Origin of the sequence: Planococcus sp. 11815 (assembly GCF_051096385.1) — a bacterium.
GTDB lineage: Bacteria > Bacillota > Bacilli > Bacillales_A > Planococcaceae > Planococcus > Planococcus citreus.
On sequence record NZ_CP096991.1, the window covers coordinates 3,284,909 to 3,301,235 of the forward strand.

The window sequence follows — 16,327 nt, forward strand, 5'->3', positions numbered from 1 at the left end:
AGCCAAAATTTCAATAAAGAAAATCGTGAAAATGAACCAAAAAAACAGCCGCAATATTTGCAGCTGCTCGTCTTGGCGAGGATTCAAGTCGCAATCCCCACAGACTTGTTTTCATACTCTGCATTTCCCAGTGCTTTGACGATAAAATGCGCCACATCTGCGCGCGGAATGGTCTTCGATTTGCTCGGCACGCTTTCTTCAGATTCACGGTACTGCCCGCTAAAGGAATCATTGGTCAAGCCCATCGGCCGGACGATCGTATAGGTCAGTCCGGCTTCTTGAATGGCATCGACAGCGGCGCGGTGATCGATGAGCACCTGCTTCAGTACGCCCATCATCAACTTTCCGCCAATGCCTGGAAGTTCATCGTTAATTCCTGCAGATGCCGTGTAGACGATGCGCTTGACGCCATGCTGTTGCATGCCTGCCACGATATTTTTCGCCATCGTTTGCAAATCCGCTGACTTTTTCATCCCTTGATTCGAGCCCAAACAGGATACGACCGCGTCATGGCCGGCAATCGCTGCAGCCACTTGTTCCACGTGGAACGCATCTCCTTGCACTACCATTAACTTTTCACCGGTCACTTTCAATTTGTCCGGAGTCCGCACAAACGCCGTCACTTCAAAGCCTTGCTCCAATGCTTGCTTGACGACCGATCGGCCCACGCTGCCCGTCGCCCCGAATACGATGATTTTCATCACGCTTCACCTTGCTTTCTTATGAGTTGTCGAGCTATCGAATCAACGAGATTCCACGCGGTCCGAAATGACTTTTACGGCTTTCACGAATTCCACAACGAACGCTTCCCGGTCCACACTATGCAAAACATGGACATTCGGCTTCTCCCCTGTCCGGTTCGTGAAATCCACTACCGTCGCTCCGGCAGTGATGCCTTCGAGCGATGCTTCCACATAGCAATCTTGCCCTTCAAACAATTCCGGCCGCAATAAATACATGACTGCACAGACATCGTGGAAATGTAGCACCTGGTCGTAATTTTCCTCGTGAAAAGGCGTTCTTTTGATGACATCCAAATAATGCGTAACGAGGCCATACGCTTTTTCCGCAAATTCGGTGCCGATAGCCAAAATGCTCTTAGCTTCCTCAAGCGTCACGAATGCTTTATGTGTCACATCCAAGCCGCTCATGACGACCGGAACGCCCGAGCGGAAGACGATTTCGACTGCGTGTGGGTCGACATAGGCATTGAATTCAGCGGACGGCGACATATTGCCGCCGACTGCCGCTCCACCCATCCACGAAATGCGCTCGATTTTCGGCTTTACTTCCGGATGCGCCAGCAATAAGGCCGCCACATTCGTCAGAGGGCCCGTTGCCACGATGGTCATTTTCTCCTCGCTCGCCAGCAAAGTCTCGAGCATCGCGGTCACGGCCGGCCGTTCGCTCACTGGCAAAGTCGGAGGCGGAAACTCAACATTCCCAAAACCACTCTCCCCGTGGATCTCTTCCGCCATCTCGAGCTCGCGGAACATCGGCTGCTCCAAACCGCGCGCCACTTCAACCTGTGCACCGATATAACTGAGGAAGGTGCGTGCATTATAATTCGTCTTGTCCTGCGAAATATTCCCCGAACACGTCGTCACTAAGCGCACATCAAAGAATTCCTCATGCGCAAACGCCAAAGTCAGCATCATCGCATCGTCAATTCCAGGGTCTGTATCGATCATTATCGGCAATCTGGCCATCCCTCAAAACCACCTTTTCTCATCTATTGGTTTTGATTTTACGCTAGTCAGGGCTTGGAGTGAAATGATAGCGCATGTCTTCATTCGTCACTAAGCTGTACATAATACAAAAAGAAGCAATCCAAGTTGTTAAACTCGATTGCTTCCTGCTTATTTTTATCAATAAAATTCGATGACGACCTCACTATACCCTTGCGCGTTCAAGAAATCAGTCAACAGCTCTTCTGTTCTCTGATCCGCCTCATCCAGTAAGCCTTGGTCGATTTTTTCTTCCTCAATCTGTTCCTTGTTTTCATTTACTTCATCAAAAACTTTCTGGGTAGGATAGTTTGAGAAGATATTGCCTTTGATATCTTCTACTGTCGTTTTTTCAGTATCTACTACATTATCGAGTATTTTAGCTTTCGGAATCCTGAGGGATATTTTTTCTTCCCCATCATCAGTTGTTACTTCTAGCTCTGAAAGGTCCGACCCTGCTTTCAAATATCCGGTATACTCGATTAACTTTATTGCCTCCACGAAATTGATATCTGTGAATGGAATATTTTTATTTTCACCTGTCCGGCTTACGATTGTGTATCTGTATTCATACTTTAATGTCGTCCATTCCGACAGTTCTACAATTTGCTCTTGGATCAAACCAGTTTCAGAGCTGCTATCGGCAGCGAAGCCAAATAAATTTGTTTGTAAAAATGCAAACACCCCAATTGCCCCGATAACCAATCCCAATACTAAAGTTACTGCTATCTTTTTCATGTTATATCCCCTTTGCCTATTCTCCATATTTAATAGAAAAGCACTTTATACTTACAGAATAATTCCAGAGATTTCAACAATCTCTTACACTATTATACATATTAAAAATTGAATAAATAGAAAAAAATAACATAATTAATCATTTAATTATGATAAGCAGCTCTCCATAGCACTTGAGTAGCGATACCCAAATTTCCTACAGTGATCCGAATGCTATATACTGATTACAAATTCTTTATGACTTTACTATGACGTTTGGAGGAGATCAGATGATGTTCGAAAACAAAGTAGTGGTTGTTAACGGTGGAACGGATGGAATTGGCAAGGAAGTGGTTCGTTTCTTTTGTAAGGAAGGAGCTACTGTTCATTTTACGGGAAGAGACAGCGACAAAGGGGCTCAAGTAGAGAGTGAATGCGACGGGAAAGCCCATTTTCACCAAGTGCATAACGAAAACCCGGAAGAAATCGAGAGCTTTTTTAACGCACTTGAAAATGATGGACACACTGTCGAGATCCTCTTCAACAATGCGGGCGTTCTGTCTATCGGAATGGGGCCCTTGTCTCGAGTAAAGCTGGATGACTGGAATCAGTTGATTGCCGTCAATCAAACGGCGATTTTCCTCTACATGAAATATGCTTTAGCCGTGATGGGTAAGCAAAAACATGGAGTCGTGATCAATAATGCGGCGATCCTCGGAAACGATAAAGTCAATCCGATGCTGCCAGCTTATAGCGGAACCAAAGCAGCCGTTGTGGCGATGACCCAAAGCACGGCACTGCGCTTTGCCAATCAAGGCATCCGCGTCAATTGCATCTCCCCCGGACCGACAGAAACCGACCTGGCCATTAAGGCATATGGCGGAAAAGAGAATTATGACAAGCAATCGCAGGGACACCCGAGAGGAAGTTACGGGAAACCAAGTGAGATCGCAGAAGTTGTGCTGTTCTTGGCTTCAGACAAGGCGTCTTATATAAATGGTGCAGAAATCGTTGTAGATGGTGGGTATTCGTTAAAATAAATAGATTTAGGAAACAAGATAGGATTAATTTAACCATTTACTGTAGTGCTTTATTTTGGTGTCGGATGAAGTAAAGTTATTTTTTACAGTCTTTCACAAGTAGCGCTTGATTGATTCAATAAAGCAAAAAGGTTCATTCTTCTCATTAAAAGAAGAATGAACCTTTTCAGTAAACGCTATAAATGAAAATACATCTGTCTCAGGCTTCTATGGAAGGAGAAAAAGGCAGGTGTTTTCTAAAATCTAATTGTAATATAGGTTCTCAGTTGGATATACCGAATCGTTGGTGATGTCGATTCCAAGCTTCTTAAAGGTCTGTTCGTTTTCTCTATTCAATATAACCGTCGAATGTGCTTGGGTGTCTTTTAAATGTGGCAATTGCTTATAAGCCAGCTCAGAAGTAGGATTGGTGACCGCACTGATTGCCAGTGCAATGAGCACTTCATTGGCGCTTAATGTCGGGACGCGGCTATTCAAGTCATCGGTTTTCAAGCGTTGAATCGTTTGTAAAATCACCGGCGACAACAAATCAATTTCATCGGAAATATTGGTCAATTTCTTCAACCCATTCAGAATCGCGGCTGCCGAAGCATCCATCAGAGTTGTCGTTCGACCAGTGATCATCTCGCCATTCGGCAGTTCTATCGCAATGACGGCTTGTAAATTCGTGCTGTCAATTTGTGCTTGGACTTCTTTCGCATAATTACGCGCCGGCAATACAGGTGCCCGGTCCTCTTTCTTTAAACCGGTCTCTTCTAGAATCACTTGCATGTGGCGTACACTGTCTTCATCGGCAAGCCCTTTTTTATAGTCGTTCTCAACGACAAAACTGCGCCGAATGATTTCCTGCTTGGCAGCTTCCTGGACAACCCGATCGTCAGTGATGCCCGATTTCAGGCGATTAACCCCCATATCAGTCGGTGAGCTGTAAACAGATTCTTTGCCGGTAATCCTTTCAATAATCCGTTTGATGACAGGAAATGTCTCAATATCACGATTGTAATTGACCGCTACTTTCTCATACGCTTCATAATGATAATTATCAATCATATTCACGTCTTTTAAATCGACGGTAGCCGCTTCATAAGCGATGTTTACTGGGTGCTTTAACGGCAAGTTCCAAACTGGAAAAGTCTCAAACTTGGCATAGCCGACTTCATTTCCCAGTTTGTTCTCGTGGTACATTTGGTTAAGGCAAGTAGCAAGCTTTCCGCTTCCTGGGCCAGGGCCTGTTACTACCACGATTGGCTTTGTCGTTTTAATATAGGGATTCGTCGCAAATCCTTCTTCCCCAAGGACCGCCTCCACGTTTGTCGGATAACCTTCGATTTCGCGGTGAATACAGACGCTGATTCCGCTTCTCTCAAGCTTTGTCATAAATACTTTGACTGTTGGCTGCCCCTGGTAACGGGTGATCAAGACACTGTTGACAGAAATGCCGTATGCCCGGTATTCGTCAATTAAGCGAAGGACGTCCTGGTCATAAGTGATGCCGTAATCTTCCCGGACTTTGTTTCGTTCGATGTCTCCAGCGTAGACACAGATGATGATTTCCGCCTTTTCTTTCAGTGTATGCAATAGTTTGATTTTGGCATCTTCATCAAATCCAGGCAACACACGCTTGGCATGTTTGTCGCCTATCAATTTTCCGCCAAATTCCAAGTAAAGTTTATCATACTGCTGCACCCGCTCCAGGATGTAGGCTGATTGTTCTTGCAAATATTTCTCCGAATCAAATCCAATTTTTTTCATTAATTTCAGTCCCGCCTTCTATACTTCAAGTTTTCTCTTATCCAGTATATAAAAACGCATTAAGAGAAAGTACCAATAAAAATCTATCCTTTATCATTATAAATTTTTGAAAAAAAAAGTAAATCGGTCCAATTGCTTCATTGAGTGGCGTATCCAAAAAAGCGCAGTGGCCTCACCAAGGATATATTCAACTAAAATAACAGAATTCAAATCAATGTTTAGCATATCCAAATGATGAAAACCTGTTTTCCTTAGATAGTTTCAATAACTGAATTAATTTGATCTATCGGTGTAAAGAAAACATTAGAATTCGGTTTAAAAAATGGATTGTCTATAGCATTTAGACAAATCATGTATAAGTTAGAGTTTATTTACTAGTATAAACCTCACTTACTTATGATACGGTTCACCCTTCATAATCCGGAAAGCCCGGTATACCTGCTCCAGCAAGATCAGCTTCATCAATTGATGCGGAAACGTCATCTTCGAGAACGACAATTTCTCATCCGCACGCTTCAGCACTTCATCATGCAGCCCAAGAGACCCCCCGATGACGAAGACGACTTTGCTGCGGCCGTAAGTCATGAGCGATTCCATGTCTTTGGCGAGCTGCTCGGAGGTCTTCATCTTGCCGTCGATCGCCAGCGCGATGACGTAGGCGTCCTGAGGGATCTTGGCGAGTATGCGCTCGCCTTCTTTCTTTTTGACGATTTCCATATCCGCTTCGCTCAATTGCTCCGGCGCTTTTTCGTCCGCGACTTCTACCTCCGCAATTTTTGCATAAGCCCCTAAGCGTTTTGCATATTCTGCAATGCCCGCTTTCAAGTATTTCTCTTTCAGTTTTCCGACGGTCACAATTGAAATGTTCACAACTTATCCCCCTTTACACTAAATTTACAAACAAGTTGCCCACAGAGTTTATGCACATATCCACAGGCGTTTCTACATATTGTAGGATTTTATTTATCCGCCACAAGATACAATGCTCGTTCTTCACAGTAGTTGCACTTTGTGGATAACTTTTTGCTATCTGATAATTCAGTCAGTATAGGATAGCTTTCTGTTTTGGCAACAAATTCGTCAAGTCCTTGTCCCACGTGCGTTTGACAGCAATATAACTCCATTTTTACGCCCCCTTTCGATTTCCGAATATTCAACACAGTTATACACATTTCGTTCCCTTTTATCCACAATCCATTTTAACAGATATAAAACACTACGGATAGCGAAGCTTTTGTCACCTGTGGATTGTTAATAATCGATTTTTAACAAAAAAGTTATCCACATGCCATTTTCCCGAACAATTACCCCATTTCAGCTAAAAATTCGTGCTACGAAGTGTATAATATTCAGCTGATTTTCATTTTTCATTTTCATTTTCGGAAATGAAAAAAGCAGTTCCATTCGGTGTATAAAACACCTTACGGAACTGCTGGGTCTTATAATGTGGAATTGTCGGTGAGCTCAAGCTCGAATTCGAGCAATTCGCCGTTTCGGTATGCCTTTACTTGGAGCATATCCCCGATTTGCTTTTCGTTGTAAAGATGCTTGCGCAACTCGATGATATCCCCGATCTCTTCACCATCCATCTCGACGATGACATCATATTGGCGCATGCCCGCTTCATCCGCCGCGGAAGACGGGACAACCGAGCTCACAACGACGCCCGCCGTGACGTCTTCCGTCAAATTCAATGTATCATCGCGGTATGTGCTCGGCACTTGCGCCAAATCAATCAGCGTGATGCCCATCGCCGGACGCACCATTTCACCCGTCGCTTCGAGTTGATTGATGACTGGCAGTGCCGAGTTGATTGGAATCGAGAAGCCAATGCCCTCGACTTGCGAAGTGGCGATTTTCATCGAGTTGATGCCGATCAGTTGCCCTGCCAAATTGACGAGCGCGCCGCCGCTGTTACCGGGGTTGATCGCCGCATCTGTCTGCAAGACTTCCGCTTGCCAGTCTTCTGTGCCATCGCCGTCCAGGTCGACTGGAACTGCCCGGTCAGTGCCTGACACGACGCCGCTCGTCACAGAACCTGAGAATTCAAGGCCAAGCGGATTGCCGATCGCGATAACCGCTTCACCGCGCTTCAACGCATCCGAATCACCCAGCTCTACAACACCCTGCACTTTCTCGTTGCTCATTTCAAGAACAGCGAGATCGGTCCAAATATCGCTGCCGACCACTTGTGCGTCGACTTTTGTCCCGTCGGCCAAGGTCACTTCAATGCCACTCGCGCCGTCAACGACGTGATGGTTCGTCACGACATACGCGGTATCGCCTTCACTTTTATAAATGACGCCAGAACCCGTGCCGACTGCCTGTTCCTGGCTTTGCGAGAAGAAATCCCCGCCTGTCTGGAGATTCGACACGCCAACTACCGCATCCGACGCCTCATCGACGGCCTTCGTCACATCGGTCGTGATATCAAGCGACGCGCCTTGCTGCTCACGGTTTTGCTGCTGGATCTGGGTGCCGGAATTTGTTGATTCGGTGCCTGGCAATAAGCCCGGTGCTTGCGAAAACAACAGCCACATTAATAACGCTCCGACCAGTACGCCGAATACCCCCGCAAAGAAACTGCCCGCACGGCTCGGCTTCGGCTGCCTGCCATTCGGCGTTTGATTGTAATAACCCATAGCCTCCATCCTCTCTTATGTCTCTCTTTTTATCATAAGATGTACCCGCCAAAATGCAAGCAATCCTCCCTGTGTGAGCCTGTCAGGAAGTCATAATCCAACTTACTTTGTACACTTTTAAACTGGATGACTGGCCGCCGCAGCGCAGTAAGATGATGCTTTCCACAACTATTACTGCGACCTCTATATTCATCCCACACTAGCTGATGGGAATGGAGGCGGCGACTCCTGCGGGAGCAGTGACGGAGCAACGCGACGGAGCGACATGAGCCGAAGACCCTGGACTGAGCGAAGCGAGGGAAGCGGCTGAGGCCATGCCCGCGGAAAGCGTCCGCCGCAATGAGCATCAGCGGCTAAATGCGAGACCGCGCCAGCTGCATGACCCACATCCTGTGGGCCCGAAAGCGTCCACTTTCACGGACATCAGCGGCTCTAAAAAAACAAAAAGACTGCCCGACAAGCCATTTTTCAGGCTTCTGGGACAGTCTCTGCTCCTACATCTATTCACACCACAACCAAAGGCGTCGCTTCAGTCGGCGAGGTATCAAACAAATCGACATAATCGCCGACGAAGATGCCTTTCGTCTGCAAGGTCTGCTCGACGCTCATGCGCGCGAGGTCTTTCATGTTATTGTCTTTGCTCAAATGCGACAAGTAGATGCGCGTCGGCTTCTCCGCGAGCACTTCCGACATCGCCACCGCCGCATCTTCATTCGACACGTGCCCGACGTCGCTCAGGATGCGTCGTTTGACCGACCATGGGTAGCGCCCCATCTGCAGCATGCCGATGTCATGGTTGCTCTCAAACACATAAGCATCGGACGCGCCGATGATGCCTTTCATGCGGTCGCTGACATAGCCCGTATCGGTGATCAGCGCAAGCTTCCTGCCGTTCTCGTGGAACACATAGAACATCGGGTCCGCCGCGTCATGCGACACGCCGAACGACTCGATGTCGAGGCCGCCAAACGATTTCGTCGTCTCCATATCAAAATGGAAGCGCTGCTCGACCGGAATCTCGCCGACCAGCCCGTCCATCGCCGTCCACGTTTTGGCGTTGGCGTAAATCGGCACTTTATGCCGGCGCGCGGCGATGCCGAGCCCTTTAATGTGATCGCTATGCTCATGGGTGACAAGAATGCCGTCGAGCTTGCCCATATCGCGGCCGATGGAGGCGAATAACGACTCCAATTTCTTGCCGCTAAGCCCTGCGTCCACTAAAAACGCATGCTCGTCGTTTTCTATATAGATGGCATTGCCAGTCGAACCGCTGGCCAATACACTAAAGCGCATAGTTAAAATCTCCTTACTCTGCTGTTTCCTCTTTCTGTTTGTTCAGCTCAATGACACCGTCCTTGATGGCATTGACGAAATGATCCGTTTCCTCGCCTTCGGAATCCTTCACGCGGATGCGCCAAGTTGGGACGAACATTTGCCGGTTCTCCGATACTTGAACATGTGTCGAATAGCCAAGTTCAGCTTCGGTGATGCGGCTGTTTGTCTCCAATAAGCTCTTCTGGTAAAGGGTATGGATTGCCTGAAGTGGTGAAATCAATTTCTTTTGTTCTTCATTTTCGATGATGTTGTCGAATAAGGTCTGCTCAAAACCGATAACGGCGTCATTCTCATCCCAGAACACGGTCAATTGGCCGCCCTTGCTATAAAACAACGGGACACCCGCCATCTGCTGGAAAAACACCGCGTGGTTCTGATTTTCATCGATTTGCCAAAGGCTGTATTCCGAGCTTTCCGGTACTTCCTCTTCAATGAAAGCTGCCAATGCGTCTGCTTTGTCGCCCTCCAAGTCAATCGGTTCATCGTAAGTTACTTGCAGCATCCGGTCTTCCAGGACGTTGACGATGCCATCAATATCCAATTCGGTGCCAGCAAAAGATTTCGATTCACCGCGTACGTATGGCTTGTCTTCTGAGACTTCCGGCAAAGCGGAATAAGTGATATTATCACCGCGTAATTTCTCATCGATGGTCGATTCCGGAAGCAATTCAATTCGTTCTGCTTCCGTATAGCGGTCGATATACAACGAATACAAGAAGACATTTAGAATCGAAAAGACAACTATGAAAATGGTTTTTGTTTTACTCCAATCCAAGCTTCACGCCTCCTACTGATTCGTCAGATAGCCGTGTCCATTTGCCATTTGCTTTATAATACCAAGCGGGTTGAAAGGTGATCAAAGGCTCTGATTCAGTCAGTTCGTAGCCGATCGTTACCGCTTCAATTGTCGATAGGTCCATTTCAAGTCGGGCCAAAGCATCCAATACCGCTTCGCCAGACGCCATTTCAATTGTGCGGGTTTCTGCGACCGAATCAAGCAAATAAGTCGGGCGGCTATAGCGGAATGCCTGCTCAATGCCGTTGTCTATACCCCATTCAACATCTAAACTTACAGCTGTCATATTGCTGAAAACCGGGGAACCTTCGAAAAACAGCTGATAGCTGATCTGCTGATTGACCGATTTCATGCCAAAATATACGTATTGATCGGTCCATCCTCCATGCTCATTAACAAAGTTGATGGAGTTGAACACGAGATCGGACGGAATCGCCGGGTCAGAGGTTTCGGCTTTAGGCTGCACGTAATTGATGCTTTTCTGGCTATCCAATTCACGCATGATCGCACCCGAATCATCGGTGAACTCCTCACTTTGCAGATCCCCTGCAAATTCTGCAGACGGGCTGTCCATAATGGCATCCGCAAAGATGGCCGCCGAGGTTTCTTCCAATAGGTAGTCAAAGCCAGTCTTCTCTATCGGATCTTCCGGCACATAAACCGGCAAATTGCCGATGCGCGGATCCGTGATATAGCGATCATATTCTTCCGACTGTTGCACATAATCGCCGCGGAATTTTACCAACTCTGTTTCCGATACTTGTGCCTCGTATACACGGCCCGAGCCGGTGTTGATAAAATAAATGACGGAATCGGGATCTTCCTCTGTTCCCCATTCGACAACAACGCGGTTGAAGGTCGATTCCGGTAGATTATTATCGGTAATGTCCATAATGGCATCGAACACAGGGAACGGCACAGCACCTGGATAATACAGCACGGTGCGCCCTGGATTTTGTAAATATTGCTTCAGTACTTCTGTCCCTGCTTCTTCTTCAAATATCTGGACATCGGAAATTTGCCATTGCTGGATTGTTTCCAGCATCTCTTCGATTTCAGTCTGGGAAAAAGTGCCGGTCACTTTATCTTCGTGATGATACAGCACTTTCACCGGCCGGACGACTTCGTCTGCACTGCGCTTATCGCCGATTGCCACGTCCACTTGTGTAGGCGTTTCAATCTCTTCAAGCGACGGGGTGAAGGTCCAAATTGTGAAGGTCAGTGCTAAGCTGAGAAAAATCAGGATGAACAGGGCAATGGATTTTACATGCTCCAAATACTTCAATCCCATTCACCTCCATCATCAATTTCATATGGCAAGGTGAAGTAAATCGAAGTCCCTTTGCCGTACTTGCTTTGTGCCCAGATTCTGCCGCCATGGGCATTGATCATTTCCTTCGAAATCGCAAGGCCCAGTCCCGTTCCGCCCATTGCACGCGAACGCGCACGGTCGACACGGTAGAAACGGTCGAAAATCCGCTCGACGTTTTCTTTCGGGATGCCCATTCCTTCGTCGCTGATAGAGACGAGCAATTCGCCTTCTTTCTCACGGACGGAAAAGCGCACTTTACCGCCTTCCGGTGAGTATTTCAAGGCATTAGAAATGATGTTATCGATGACTTGCGTCAATTTATCGGTATCGATTTCCACAAAATACTGCGATTTTGGCACTTTACGCTCAAATGACACGTTTTGTGATTTCGACATCTCGAAACGGTCAATGATTCGATTGAAGAACACGCCGAATTCGACCATTTCGCGGCTCAAATCCGCTTCGCTCGAATCCATCTTCGACAGTTTCAGCAAATCGTTGACGAGGCGGATCATCCGCTCGGTCTCGGTCTGCGTCACATTAAGGAAATTCGGTGCAAGATCCGGATCTTGCCACGCCCCATCAGCGAGCGCCTCCAAATAACTGCGCATCGTCGTGAGCGGTGTCCGCAATTCATGCGATACGTTCGCCACAAACTCGCGGCGTTCCATATCGATCTTCTCCTGCTCTGTATTATCGTGCAGAACGGCAATCAAGCCGTTGACAAAACCGGTCTCTTTTTGGATGACCGAGAAAGTCGTGCGCAACAGCGTCGCTTGATCCTGCGAACTGATATCCAGCGTGATTGCATCGCGCATATCGATTAAATCTTCGAATGTATAAGATTCATCCAATCCCAGCACTGTCGTGACCGGCCGGTTGATCACTGTTTCACGTGAAACATTTAATAATTGCAAAGCCGGTTCGTTGATCAAGATGATGCGCCCTCTGCGGTCGGTCGAAAGAACACCGTCCGTCATATTGGCAAGCACCGAAGCGAGTTTTCGCCGCTCACTTTCCGTCGACTGCTGGGATTCCTGCAGCCGGTTCGTCAAATGATTGAAGGCACGGGCCAGCTGGCCGATTTCATCTTCGCTATAGACCCGGACTTTACGCGAGAAATTGCCTTTAGCCATCGCTTGCGCTTGCTTGCGCATATCAGCGATCGGCCTTGAGATCGTCTGGGCGACCAACACCCCAAGCACAGCCGTTATCACCAATGCAATGGCTGTACCTCCTGCCAAAATCGAGTTGATGGTATCCATTTGGTCATAGACGTTCTCAACTTCCGCTTTGACATAGAGCGTACCGAGCATTTCGCCCCCTACCGCTGTAATCGGCAAAGTCCTGACCCATACCCGTTCTTCCCGGTTGTCGTCTATATACGTCTGTTCTAATAAGGTCTCGCCAATAATGGAACGGCGAATTTGGTCATCTGTCGAACGCTGGCCGACGAGCGATTGATTCTCACCCGTGGAAGTTCCCAAAATACGGTAGCGATTATCGACCACGCGGATTTCATCAATATCACCCGAATCAAAATTCGTAAGGACCGACCGCAGGCTCTGCTCGATGGTCAAGTCTTCATCTGTCCGATTGCGGATCATTTCTTCGCGCACGCTGAATTCGATGATTTCCATCCGGTCTCTAATGGAATCCTCGAAGTTCCCCCGCAATGTTCCTTCAAGCTGCTCGGAAAAATAAAGGCCGATGATCTGCATCGCCAAGAGAATCAGCAAAATATAAATCAACACAAATTTCACATGGATCGACTTAAAAAAACTGGTTTTCAGCATTCAGCCTACTCCTGTTCAGGGTTCCGCAGGTAGTAGCCGACGCCGCGACGCGTCACGATCCACGCTGGGTGACTCGGATTGTCTTCAATTTTTTCACGCAAACGGCGAATCGTGACGTCCACTGTCCGCACGTCGCCGAAATAATCATAGCCCCATACCGTCTGCAGCAAATGCTCACGCGTCATGACTTGCCCGATATGCTTCGCTAAATAATGCAATAGCTCGAATTCACGATGTGTCAATTCAATCGTCTCTTCACGCTTCAACACCAAATACGCATCCGGCTGAATCGTCAACGACCCTACCTGGATATCGTTCGAGCCGACGCCTTCCTCTTCTGCCGGCACGACGTTCTGGCGGCGCAAGTTCGCTTTTACGCGGGCAATCAATTCCCGCGTCGAGAACGGTTTTGTCACATAATCATCGGCTCCAAGTTCAAGCCCCAACACTTTGTCGATCTCTGAATCTTTCGCCGTCAGCATAATGATCGGAAAATCGAATTTCTTGCGCACTTCGCGGCATACTTCCATGCCGTCGCGGTTCGGCAGCATGATATCGAGCAGCATCAAGTCCGGCTGAATTTCTTCCGCCACTTTGATCGCCTCGTCGCCATCATAAGCCACTACCACATTAAAGCCTTCTTTTTTCAAATTAAATTGCAGGATATCCGCAATTGGCTTCTCATCATCCACAACTAATATTGTTTTATTCATCTATCTTCTCCCCCTCTGCTTCCCATTTGTTCCACATGTACACAGCCGTTTTGACATTCTTTGCTATCCTTTACTTTATCATTATTTCAAGCATTTCGCACCTTTGGATGGTCACAACGGGGCTCAGCGGCGCACGGATTCTAGAGGCGTAAAAGCCTGGCGATAAGAGTGAGGGATTTCGTGTAGACATATTTTTGTATGCTAATTAAGCATCATATTGGTCTTCGCCGCCCTGCTTTGGGTTGGCCTCTCGCCATAAGCCAAGAAGAACACTTGTCTTACGGCTTCGGCTCACCCCTTTACGCTGGGCGGCTTGAAGATTTCGTTGAGTCGAGTGTGTTCAGGTAGATTTGCTTCTATAACCAGTTGCCGGCTAGTGGGGGAATCGCTTCTCGGAAAATATATAAGAAGATAGCGGGAGTTCGTGTGTCGAACTATCTCTGCATTCTACTTTTTCTTCCTCTTATTATTCGCCGCTCTGCTTTGGATTGGCCTCTTGCCATAAGCCAGGAAGGACGCCTGTCTTACGGCATCGGCTCACCCTTGGCGCATGGCGGCTTGGTGATTTCATTGAGTGGAGTGTATTTAGGTGGATCTGCTTCTGTACGAGTTACCGGCTAGTGGGGAAATCGCTTCCTGAGATGCGGCATCTGACAAATAGGTGTTTGAACTGAAAATTACACTCTCTTTGATCCAAACAATACGAGCTACAAAACATGATGCATTTCCACACTTCACTTTAAATGAACTGAAGAAACAATCCGCTCACTCTAAAACTAGAGACGAAGTGGAAGGGGGCTGACGCCTGTGGGACCGCGCGGGCTGGCGAGACAAACGTGCCACGCTTTGTGGCACGTTGGCTCAACACCCGCCCCACGGCAAGCAGCCCCCTGCAACGCAGTCGAAAAGCGAAAGCTTTTCCACTCACTTCTTTTCACTTCATAAACTCCTGTTCACATCCACAAATTATCCATTTAAAATACAAAAAAAGCTCCCAGCAAACTGGCAGCTTTTCGTTCGTTTATTTCTTCGCATAATCCAACGGGTCGCGGTCTTGGCCTTCGTAGGATAGCTCGAAATGCAGGTGGATGCCTGTAGAGCGTCCTGTCGTCCCCATGTCGCCGAGTTTCGTATGCGGAGACACTTTATCGCCCACTTTAACGTCAATCGACGAGAGGTGCGCATAGATCGTCTCATAGCCGTTCTTATGGTCAACGACGACGCGATTGCCGAATGTGCCGGCTTTACCTGCTTTTGTCACCGTCCCATGGTCTGCGGAGACGATATCGAGCGTATCGGGCCGCGCGATGTCGATGCCTTTATGGGCACGGCCCCAGCGCTGGCCTTTCTTGCTTGAAACGTAGCCGCCATCTGCCGGCCAAGTGAATTCGCCTGTGCCGATGCCCGGCAATTCTTTCTCGCCTTCAAGGACAATTTTGTCGACCGGCTCTTTCAGGATTTTCTCGCGTGTTTCGGAACGGCCGACGCGTTCGCCGTTGACTTCGCGTACAGCGTAGCTCACGGCTTTTTCGCCGCGCTTGCCTTTTTGGCCGACTTCCGTTTCGCCGATATAGACATCTTTGCTGTCTTTTTCGACCGTTTCGTATGGCATTTTCTTCAAAGCTTTTTCGGCTTTATTGACGAGCACGTCCACGCCGAGCTCATCTGTTACGTGTTCTGCAGCTTGTTTCGGCTCCATCACTTGTTTTGGGTCAATCTGCTTCGACAAGCCATTGATCGGTTCCGAAAAGGAAATATCGGTGATGCGCGACTCGCCCGCTTTCAGCTCAGGCAGTTCGTTTTCGTCTTGCTGCTCTTCGAATTGCTCGAGCTCTTCTTCTGTTAAGGCGCTTTGTTTCATGAGCTGGACGGTCTCTTCATAAGCTTTCCGGTCTTTCACATAGACCGCCGCTTCGCCGTCGACTTGCAGGGCGAAGGCTTCCGCTTTAACCTTTAATCGATCGTCCAGCTGGCTGATGACCGCCTCGTCGTCCGTCGAGCTGGATGCCACGGCTTGTTCGGTTAAAATGTTCAGCTTGTCACTCGGCGCGAGGCGCAGGTTGTCGTATTCGCTTGAGGCCGTTTCCAGTTTTTCATCAATTAATTCGTCGATCGGCGCGTCGTCTGAGACGGCTCCAAGGTAACTGGTGTTGTGATATATATGATAAACCGACTCCAGGTTTTGCGGCTCATTCGGTTCGGCAAAAATCGTGTTGGCGCCGAATGCACTGGCAGCTAAAACGAGAGCGGTTCCGATTTTCCATTTGCGCAGTTTCAACTTATCTTCGTTCTGGTGTTTCACGTTCATGTTGCGGGTCTGGCTCCTTTCGTACTCCCATCGCGGGGTCTTCCGTTTTTTCAACTTCCCCACTCTACCACATCCGTTTTCAAAGGCTCACCCGATAAACTCATTGTTACAGAAGTGTTATGTACCATACATTATTATCCATTTATTGTCATGATTTTCTTTAATTCTGCAAATAAAGGCAAAAAACTT

The 16,327-nt window shown here is 47.8% G+C and carries 14 protein-coding genes; 1 reads left to right on the forward strand and 13 read right to left on the reverse strand.

The genetic code is table 11. From position 1 onward, the window contains the following. Positions 1-83: 83 nt before the first annotated feature. The 3 genes from M1Q06_RS16500 to M1Q06_RS16510 all read right to left on the reverse strand — a co-directional run bounded on the left by M1Q06_RS16500 (position 84) and on the right by M1Q06_RS16510 (position 2,465). Complete coding sequence (locus M1Q06_RS16500) at positions 84-701, reverse strand: NAD(P)-dependent oxidoreductase (RefSeq protein ID WP_434400816.1); 618 nt, start codon at positions 699-701, stop codon at positions 84-86. 42 nt (positions 702-743) lie between these two features. Continuing rightward, complete coding sequence (locus M1Q06_RS16505) at positions 744-1,709, reverse strand: nucleoside hydrolase (RefSeq protein ID WP_434400818.1); 966 nt, start codon at positions 1,707-1,709, stop codon at positions 744-746. A gap of 159 nt (positions 1,710-1,868) precedes the next feature. Then, entirely contained in the window at positions 1,869-2,465 is a 597-nt protein-coding gene (locus M1Q06_RS16510; RefSeq protein WP_434400820.1) for a DUF4230 domain-containing protein, read from the reverse strand. A gap of 269 nt (positions 2,466-2,734) precedes the next feature. Here M1Q06_RS16510 and M1Q06_RS16515 point away from each other — a divergent pair, with 269 nt between their 5' ends. Then, positions 2,735-3,484 carry an SDR family NAD(P)-dependent oxidoreductase gene (locus tag M1Q06_RS16515; RefSeq protein WP_434400822.1) on the forward strand — a complete coding sequence of 250 codons (750 nt, stop codon included), beginning with the start codon at positions 2,735-2,737 and terminating at the stop codon, positions 3,482-3,484. A 243-nt stretch (positions 3,485-3,727) separates the two neighbouring features. On the opposite strand, the gene M1Q06_RS16520 is transcribed toward M1Q06_RS16515, so the two are convergent. The 10 genes from M1Q06_RS16520 to M1Q06_RS16565 form a co-directional block, all read right to left on the reverse strand. Continuing rightward, positions 3,728-5,236 carry a DUF1846 domain-containing protein gene (locus M1Q06_RS16520; protein WP_434400823.1) on the reverse strand — a complete coding sequence of 503 codons (1,509 nt, stop codon included), beginning with the start codon at positions 5,234-5,236 and terminating at the stop codon, positions 3,728-3,730. 390 nt (positions 5,237-5,626) lie between these two features. Then, positions 5,627-6,106: a 23S rRNA (pseudouridine(1915)-N(3))-methyltransferase RlmH gene (rlmH, locus tag M1Q06_RS16525; RefSeq protein WP_121299375.1), complete on the reverse strand. Its 480-nt coding sequence runs from the start codon at positions 6,104-6,106 to the stop codon at positions 5,627-5,629. Positions 6,107-6,195: 89 nt separating this feature from the next. Next, positions 6,196-6,408 carry a CxxH/CxxC protein gene (locus tag M1Q06_RS16530; protein WP_434400825.1) on the reverse strand — a complete coding sequence of 71 codons (213 nt, stop codon included), beginning with the start codon at positions 6,406-6,408 and terminating at the stop codon, positions 6,196-6,198. Between the two features lie 267 nt (positions 6,409-6,675). Continuing rightward, positions 6,676-7,878 (reverse strand): S1C family serine protease, encoded by a 1,203-nt coding sequence (locus tag M1Q06_RS16535; RefSeq protein ID WP_434400827.1) that lies wholly within the window; start codon positions 7,876-7,878, stop codon positions 6,676-6,678. A 504-nt stretch (positions 7,879-8,382) separates the two neighbouring features. Next, positions 8,383-9,171 (reverse strand): MBL fold metallo-hydrolase, encoded by a 789-nt coding sequence (locus tag M1Q06_RS16540; RefSeq protein ID WP_101192084.1) that lies wholly within the window; start codon positions 9,169-9,171, stop codon positions 8,383-8,385. Between the two features lie 13 nt (positions 9,172-9,184). After that, positions 9,185-9,988, reverse strand: coding sequence for a two-component system regulatory protein YycI (locus M1Q06_RS16545; protein ID WP_434400830.1), 804 nt, complete (start codon positions 9,986-9,988; stop codon positions 9,185-9,187). Further along, entirely contained in the window at positions 9,975-11,300 is a 1,326-nt protein-coding gene (locus M1Q06_RS16550; protein WP_232787131.1) for a YycH family regulatory protein, read from the reverse strand. Before M1Q06_RS16550 ends, M1Q06_RS16545 begins: the two co-directional genes overlap by 14 nt. Continuing rightward, positions 11,291-13,117: a cell wall metabolism sensor histidine kinase WalK gene (gene walK / locus M1Q06_RS16555; RefSeq protein ID WP_101192086.1), complete on the reverse strand. Its 1,827-nt coding sequence runs from the start codon at positions 13,115-13,117 to the stop codon at positions 11,291-11,293. The genes M1Q06_RS16550 and walK overlap by 10 nt, the downstream gene beginning before the upstream one ends. Before the next feature lie 5 nt (positions 13,118-13,122). After that, the gene (gene yycF / locus M1Q06_RS16560) at positions 13,123-13,830 is read right to left on the reverse strand and encodes a response regulator YycF (protein WP_058382289.1); all 708 of its coding nucleotides are present in this window, start codon (positions 13,828-13,830) and stop codon (positions 13,123-13,125) included. Between the two features lie 1,021 nt (positions 13,831-14,851). Beyond that, positions 14,852-16,138, reverse strand: a complete 1,287-nt coding sequence (locus M1Q06_RS16565) for a M23 family metallopeptidase (protein WP_434400833.1) — start codon at positions 16,136-16,138, stop codon at positions 14,852-14,854. Positions 16,139-16,327 lie beyond the last annotated feature (189 nt).